Genomic DNA, 7,087 nt, shown 5'->3' with positions numbered 1-7,087 from the left:
AGGGGGAACTTGACAGTTTCGTTCATATCAGTCTCCGTGTATTTCCCCGAGCTGGTTTGGAGATGTAGCTAATCACTACTCATGTATTAGCTGCAATAGCATTATTCAACTTCACCAGTCCGGGATCACTCCGGGCGGTGACTCCTCGGAAATACAAATCAATTTCCTTCGTGCGATGTGAAAGCTGACGAAGCCTCCCTTGTCCTGCGGGAATAGCACGTGTCCGAAGACCCCGCAGATTGGGTTTCTCGAGGAGGCTGAGGCCGTGCCCGCGGAAAGCATCCGCCCGGAGTGATCCCGGACGGCAGCATAACTACGTTTTTCGAGAATAAATCTACAGTTACTTCGCATTTTATATCAACTGCGATGAAAGAGCTTAACAGTTAATGCAAAATCAATATAAGCAGTGTATTTTCCAACCATTTTCATGGGCTTACCTATCAATTTCAACGCTGGTAAGGTGGTGTTAATAAAATATTAGTCCTCTTCAATAAACACAATCTCCGGTACCTCAAGGAAATTCTGGATGGCAAGGGCACATGCACCCATGACACTTGCATTTCTTCCTAAATCAGATAAAACAATTTCACGATAGCTGCTGACAGATGAAGTCAAATATCCTTCCAACTCTTCTACAGCATTCGGATATAATTTGAGCAGTTCGCTGTTTATTACTAACATTTCCGGGTTATATAAATTGATGATATTATTTAACCCGACAGAGACGTGTTTTATATATGTTTTCATTACTTCGTGGGCTGCTGGATTGTTTTCAGCCATTAATTGTTTAAGGTCACCTAAATTGCAGCTCGGTTTACGAAGCTTGTCAGCTAAAGAGGAAAATACGACTGGCTCAGCTGCATAAAGCTCCCAGCACCCGTGATTTCCGCATCTGCATTTGCCGCCATCCGGAGATATAACCATGTGGCCCATCTCACCGGCATAACCGTCGTAGCCCTTATGAAGCTTGCCATCAATCATGATCCCTGCGCCAATTCCTGATGAAAGAATCAGAGTCAGCAGGTTGTTGCTGTGATGATGCTTGTATACTCTCTCGGCAAATGAAGATAGATTAGCATTATTTTCAATGCTAATATCCATATCAAGAACTTTTTCCAAATCTGACTTTAAGTGCTTGTTATGCCACTGTAATTTTGGAACAAAAAAGATTGTTTCATCATTATTAACGGTACCGTGGATTCCGATAATTGTCTGTACGAGTCCATAATGACTGTCTGCATATTTTTTCTTGTATTTCTGAATGAGTTTGATCAACATTTTTAAAGATTTATCGTAATCCTCTGTATCGCATTGGATTGTTTCCGTGAATACCATGTTCCCCTGTAAATCAGAAATTCTGCATTTAATCTGCTCGTAATCAAGATCAATACCAAGAACATATCCTGCCTCTCCATTAATGGAGAGCATGATAGGGCGTCTTCCAACAACATTATGCTCCTGCTGTGTTTCACAAACCAACTTTTCATCGAGCAGATCAACGACCTGTACGGATATTGTTGCTTTATTCAGCCCTGTCATTTTTGACAACTCTGCCCTTGATATGTAACCGTGTTCAATAATATTTTGCAGGATTAAACTTCTGTTTATCTTCTTTATGTATGCCCCATCGCCCGTTACCATCATTATTCCCCCTTTGTTCCATTAGAAATGAGATTTATAGATAAAAACATGCTATTATTTGTTTAGCAAACAAATAATAAATGATTGCAAAAAAAATTAAAAGCTTAAGCTAGCTCGATATTTCGTGTGAAAAGGTTTACAATATTGTTCTCACAAAGATTCACACCAGTAATAATACACCCATTATAACAAAAAAAGGAGAGAATGGAATGAAATTTCTATATTTTGATTGTTTTTCAGGCGTGAGCGGTGATATGACAATAGCTTCCCTTGTTGATGCAGGCGGGGATTCGAATCATTTGGAGAACGAATTAAAAAAATTGGGGATGGAAGATGAATATGAACTAAAGTGGGATAAAGTTGTTAAAAATGGCATTACAAGCACGAAGTTTGACGTTGTGCTGCTGAATAAGGAAAAGGAACAAGGCCATCATCACCATCATCATCACGATGATGACCATGATCACAATCACAGTCATAGCCATCACCACCATCACGATCATGAGCACAATCATAGCCATGATCATCACCATGACGACCATAGTCATAGTCACGACCATTCTCACGGCCACAGTCACCGTTCCTATAAAGATATAGTAAAACTCATCGAATCAGCGGGGTTTGAGGAATCAGTGCAGGAAACGGCATTAAAAATCTTCAAAAAAATCGGTGAGGCAGAAGGACGTATCCATGGAATGCCTTTGGAAGAGGTGCATTTCCATGAGGTAGGAGCAGTCGATTCTATCATTGACATCGTAGGAACAGCTATTCTGATCCACCAAATGGGAATTGAAAAAGTAAAATCAGCTCCAGTTCCGGTTGGGGGAGGCAAAATACGGATTGACCATGGCGTATATCCGGTACCTGCACCTGCGACATTGGAAATATTAAAAGGTGTACCTATTGCTGAAAGTGAGTTAAAGTCGGAACTAACGACGCCAACTGGGGCGGCAATCATAGCTGTACTTGCAGAAGAATTTGGTGGCATGCCGAACATTAAGGTAGATAAAATTGGTTATGGTTCAGGCACGAAAACATTTGCTAACCATCCTAATGTATTACGCACTATCATAGGGGTATCTTTATAAAACGAAAAAGACTGGGGGATTTACAATGAAAATTGCTTTAATTGCTCATGATGAAAAGAAGGAAGATATGGTAAGGTTCACACAGGCCTATAAATTCAGTCTGGAGAAACATGAATTGTATGCAACAGGCACCACAGGTACAAGAATTTCCGAAAACACCGGGTTGATTATTCATCGCTTTCAATCCGGTCCACTTGGTGGTGACCAGCAAATAGGGGCGATGGTAGCCGATAATAATATGGACATGATTATCTTTTTCCGTGACCCATTGACAGCCCAGCCGCATGAACCGGATATTTCCGCACTGATGCGCTTATGTGATGTATATTCTATTCCTTTGGCAACCAACATGGGTACTGCTGAAATATTGATCCATGCACTGGAACGAGGAGATTTAAAATGGCGCGAGTACATCAAGAAATAGAATTTTCCTCAACCTGGAGAGTTGACTGGAAAACGCCTTCATGATATTCTAGTTAATGTAATTAGTTTATTGGGTAAACTAATTAGAATTTCTCGATGAAAAGGTTTCCATTCGTTCAAGGAATTCTTCTTGTTCGGTGTTAATATGTTTCGTTAAGGGAACTATAAGGATAGATGATTTTTAAATTGAAAAATGTAATATTTAAATAGAATGTGAAACGGAGTGAATTAGCTGTATGGGTATTTTACAAGAGCTGCTAAAAGATATTCCTGTTCCAAAGATGGCAAGGGTCAGTCAGACATTTGACGATACGAAGGAAGAAGATGTTGTAGGAACGCTTGTGAAACAACTGGAGCGTATAAAAAACACAGTTGAACCAGGGATGGAGATTGCTGTGGCAGTTGGGAGCCGTGGAGTCGACCGTCTTGTTGATCTGACGGCAGTGACTGTCAAATTTCTTCAGGATTTAGGTGCCAAGCCTTTCATTGTGCCATCCATGGGAAGTCATGGCGGTGCGACTGCTGAAGGGCAAAAAGCAGTGCTTGAACATTTAGGTGTCACGGAAAAGGCAGTAAACGCAGAAATTCGCTCATCGATGGAAGTTATTAAAATAGGCGAACTTCCGAATGGACTGCCAGTTTATATTGATAAACTGGCATCGGAGGCGGACGGAATTGTCGTAATTAACCGGGTGAAACCACACACTGCTTTTCGCGGACCGGTTGAGAGTGGAATTATGAAAATGATCAGTATCGGTCTTGGAAAGCAAAAAGGAGCAGAGGCTTGCCATCAATTAGGATTTAAACATATGGCGGAGCATGTCCCGGCAATGGCGAAAATGACAATGGAAAAAATGCCGATCATTTTTGCAGTAGCGACCGTGGAAAACGCATTTGATAAAGTGCTTAAGGTTGAAGTACTTCTTCCTGAAGAAGTCGAAGAACGGGAAACGGAATTGCAAAAGCTTGCTAAAGCATCACTGCCGAAGCTTTTCTTTGATCAAATAGATGTACTGGTCATTGATGAAATCGGAAAAAATATAAGCGGTGATGGAATGGATCCGAATATCACCGGCAGATATCCGACACCATATGCCCATGGTGGTCCGGATGTTACCAAAATGGTAGTGCTTGATGTAACACCACAATCAGAGGGAAATGCAAACGGTGTCGGTACAGCCGATTTTACGACAGAGCGCCTTGTCGGAAAGATGGATAAGCATGGAACCTATGCAAACGGGCTGACTTCGACCGTAGTTGGGCCGACTCATATCTCAACAACCTTGCCAAATGATAGGATGGCGATTCAGGCCGCAGTTAAGACATGTAACATTCTTGATTTCACAAAGGTAAAACTTGTTCGTATTAAAAATACACTTGAAATAAGTGAAATTGAGGTCTCTGAAGCATTGCTTGATCATGTAAAAGAGCATTCGAACCTGGAACAGACTTCCGATTTATACGAATTTGACTTTGATGAAAAAGGAAATCTATTTAACTGAAATTAATAATAAGGGGGAACTATAATGAGTAAACTATTTGATTTAACAGGTAAGACAGCAGTAGCAATCGGCGGAAACAGTACATTGGGAAGTTCCATGGCAAAAGGGCTTGCAGCAGAAGGGGCTAAAATAGCTATCGTTGGCAGAAATTTGGAAAAAGCGGAAGCTGTTGCAAAGGAGATTGAAGCAGACGGTGGTTCTGCCAAAGCCTTTCAAGGGGATGTAAGCGATCTGGAGTCCATCGAGCGTGCTGCGAAGGAAATTGAAGCATGGTCAGGCGGCTGGGATATCTTATTGAATGCTCCTGGTAAAAACAGTTCGACCCCATTCATGGAGCTTGCTCCGGAAGAATGGGATGATATTATGGATGTTAACCTTAGAGGTCTCGTTTTCAGTACACAGATCTTCGCTAAACATATGATCGATCAAGGGAGACAGGGAAGCATCATTAATATCTCTTCTGTGTCATCTACAACACCATTGTCTCGCGTATTCACGTATTCGGCATCAAAAGCTGGCGTGAACAGCGTGACTCAATATTTGGCTAAAGAATTCGCACCGCATGGCATTCGTGTGAATGCGATTATTCCTGGGTTCTTCCCTGCTGAGCAAAATCGCAAAATTTTGGATGAAGATCGTATTGACTCCATTATGAGACATACACCAATGAACCGCTTCGGTGAGCCTGAGGAATTGCAGGGGGCAGCTGTGTACCTTGCATCAGACAAAGCGTCCGGCTTTGTGACTGGATCACTGCTGCGCGTTGACGGTGGTTATGGAAGTATGACAATATAGTAAATACTAACGAAGGCTTTGGGGGAAGTTGAACACCTTCAAAGCCTTTTCTCTGTTTGTGTTATAAACCAAGTGGCATCGTATAATCACTATACAGCTGTAAAGGATGAGATTTCTTTGAGAAAAAAGTTAATTATCGGACTTGATATAGGAACAACGAGCGCTAAAGCGGTCATCTTTGATTTGAAGGGTAAATTGATTGCCGAATCGGAAGAAATGGTCACTACCTACTACCCTCAGCAGGGATGGGTGGAACAGAATCCGGATGAAGTGGAGGCTGCATGCAGGGTGGCGATGAAGAATGCTATCGGGCAGGTTGCGGAAGAAAAGTATGAATTGCTTGCGACCGGAATATCCTGTGCAATGCATTCTCTCATCTGTGTAGATGAAAATAGTGTTCCATTATCGAATATGCTGATCTGGTCGGATGGTCGGAGCAGTGAATTGGCAGAGAGATTAATGGAGACAAGGGGTAAAGAAATATACACCAGGACAGGTACCCCAATCCATCCCATGACCCCTTTTATGAAGCTAATATGGATGCGTGAAAATAATTACGAGGCATATGAAAAGGCATCCTGCTACCTGACGTTTAAAGAATATTTGCTGCAGAAGTGGTTTGGCAAATGTGCCATCGATTATTCCATGGCTTCATCAACAGGACTGATGAATGTTAAAGAATTGGACTGGGATAAAGAAGCACTGGAACTGGCAGGAATTAAACGAGAACAGCTATCCCCAATAGTTCCTCCTACAGAAGTTTTTACGAGTCTCATTGAAGAAGTTGCCGATGAGATCGGGATTTCAAAGGAGTTGCCTTTTGTTATCGGTGCTGCTGACGGCCAGTTGGCAAACCTTGGAAGTGGTGCGACATCTCCTGGAGAAGTCAATGTCTCGGTTGGTACAAGCGGAGCAATCAGACAGTTTGTGAATGGTGCTCCAGCTAACGATGAAATGGAGACATTCACTTATGCGTTTTCTGATAAAACATCGATCATTGGTGGTCCTACAAATAACGGGGGAATTGCATTACAATGGTTTAAAGATGTGATTGAGTTTAAAGGTACCCATGATGAGCTTCTTGCTGGAGCGGAAGATGTGAAACCTGGTTCAGAAGGTATTATCTTTCTCCCTTATATAAATGGGGAACGGGCACCACTATGGAATCAGCGTGCGAAAGGTAATTTCTTTGGCCTCGGGATTGGGCATAAGAAAGAGCATTTAGCCAGAGCGGTGCTGGAAGGAATTACATTTAATATTTATCAGATTGGTCAATCCCTTGAGAGAATGGCTGGCGAACCGAAAAAGATCAGTGTCAATGGCGGACTGTCAAAATCCCGTCTGTGGGTGCAGATTATGGCTGATGTTTTTGGTATGGAAATCCATATATCCGATACACATCACAATGCCGCTTGGGGAGCTGCATGGACGTCTCTTGTAGGTATTGGTGAAGCGGAGAGCTTTAATGCGATTAAGGAAAATATGCCTGCGGAAGAAGTAATTGAGCCGAATATGGAAAACCATGAAAATTATTTAACTATTTTTGATAAATATGAGAGAATAGCTAAAGATTTATCCGTTTATTTCACGTAGAAGTATAAAGCAATAAATGTAAAACTGTATCGACATTATTCAGGG

At 41.9% G+C, this 7,087-nt stretch carries 6 protein-coding genes; 5 read left to right on the top strand and 1 reads right to left on the bottom strand.

Annotated features, from left to right (window positions below):
- Positions 1-477: 477 nt before the first annotated feature.
- Positions 478-1,641 carry an ROK family transcriptional regulator gene (locus A4245_RS17725; protein WP_067730391.1) on the bottom strand — a complete coding sequence of 388 codons (1,164 nt, stop codon included), beginning with the start codon at positions 1,639-1,641 and terminating at the stop codon, positions 478-480.
- 209 nt (positions 1,642-1,850) lie between these two features.
- On the opposite strand from A4245_RS17725, the gene larC reads away from it, so the two are divergent.
- The 5 genes from larC to A4245_RS17700 all read left to right on the top strand — a co-directional run bounded on the left by larC (position 1,851) and on the right by A4245_RS17700 (position 7,042).
- Positions 1,851-2,729: a nickel pincer cofactor biosynthesis protein LarC gene (larC, locus tag A4245_RS17720; protein WP_067730389.1), complete on the top strand. Its 879-nt coding sequence runs from the start codon at positions 1,851-1,853 to the stop codon at positions 2,727-2,729.
- Positions 2,730-2,754: 25 nt separating this feature from the next.
- On the top strand, positions 2,755-3,153 hold the full coding sequence (gene mgsA, locus A4245_RS17715; protein WP_067730387.1) for a methylglyoxal synthase: 399 nt from the start codon (positions 2,755-2,757) through the stop codon (positions 3,151-3,153).
- 235 nt (positions 3,154-3,388) lie between these two features.
- Positions 3,389-4,654 carry a nickel pincer cofactor-dependent isomerase, group 22 gene (locus A4245_RS17710; protein WP_067730385.1) on the top strand — a complete coding sequence of 422 codons (1,266 nt, stop codon included), beginning with the start codon at positions 3,389-3,391 and terminating at the stop codon, positions 4,652-4,654.
- 24 nt (positions 4,655-4,678) lie between these two features.
- On the top strand, positions 4,679-5,449 hold the full coding sequence (locus A4245_RS17705; RefSeq protein ID WP_067730383.1) for an SDR family oxidoreductase: 771 nt from the start codon (positions 4,679-4,681) through the stop codon (positions 5,447-5,449).
- Positions 5,450-5,566: 117 nt separating this feature from the next.
- Positions 5,567-7,042, top strand: a complete 1,476-nt coding sequence (locus A4245_RS17700) for a gluconokinase (protein ID WP_067730381.1) — start codon at positions 5,567-5,569, stop codon at positions 7,040-7,042.
- The last annotated feature ends 45 nt before the right edge of the window (positions 7,043-7,087 follow it).

It is taken from the genome of Oceanobacillus damuensis (assembly GCF_001618145.1).
In the GTDB taxonomy this organism is placed as follows: domain Bacteria; phylum Bacillota; class Bacilli; order Bacillales; family Amphibacillaceae; genus Oceanobacillus; species Oceanobacillus damuensis.
Note: the sequence above shows the minus strand (reverse complement) of the source record. Positions and strands in the feature narration are given on the sequence as shown.

Coding starts and splice junctions, on each gene's coding strand:
- A4245_RS17725 (WP_067730391.1), bottom strand. CDS start 1,641: ATGGTAACGGGCGATGGGGCATACATAAAGAAGATAAACAGAAGTTTA.
- larC (WP_067730389.1), top strand. CDS start 1,851: ATGAAATTTCTATATTTTGATTGTTTTTCAGGCGTGAGCGGTGATATG.
- mgsA (WP_067730387.1), top strand. CDS start 2,755: ATGAAAATTGCTTTAATTGCTCATGATGAAAAGAAGGAAGATATGGTA.
- A4245_RS17710 (WP_067730385.1), top strand. CDS start 3,389: ATGGGTATTTTACAAGAGCTGCTAAAAGATATTCCTGTTCCAAAGATG.
- A4245_RS17705 (WP_067730383.1), top strand. CDS start 4,679: ATGAGTAAACTATTTGATTTAACAGGTAAGACAGCAGTAGCAATCGGC.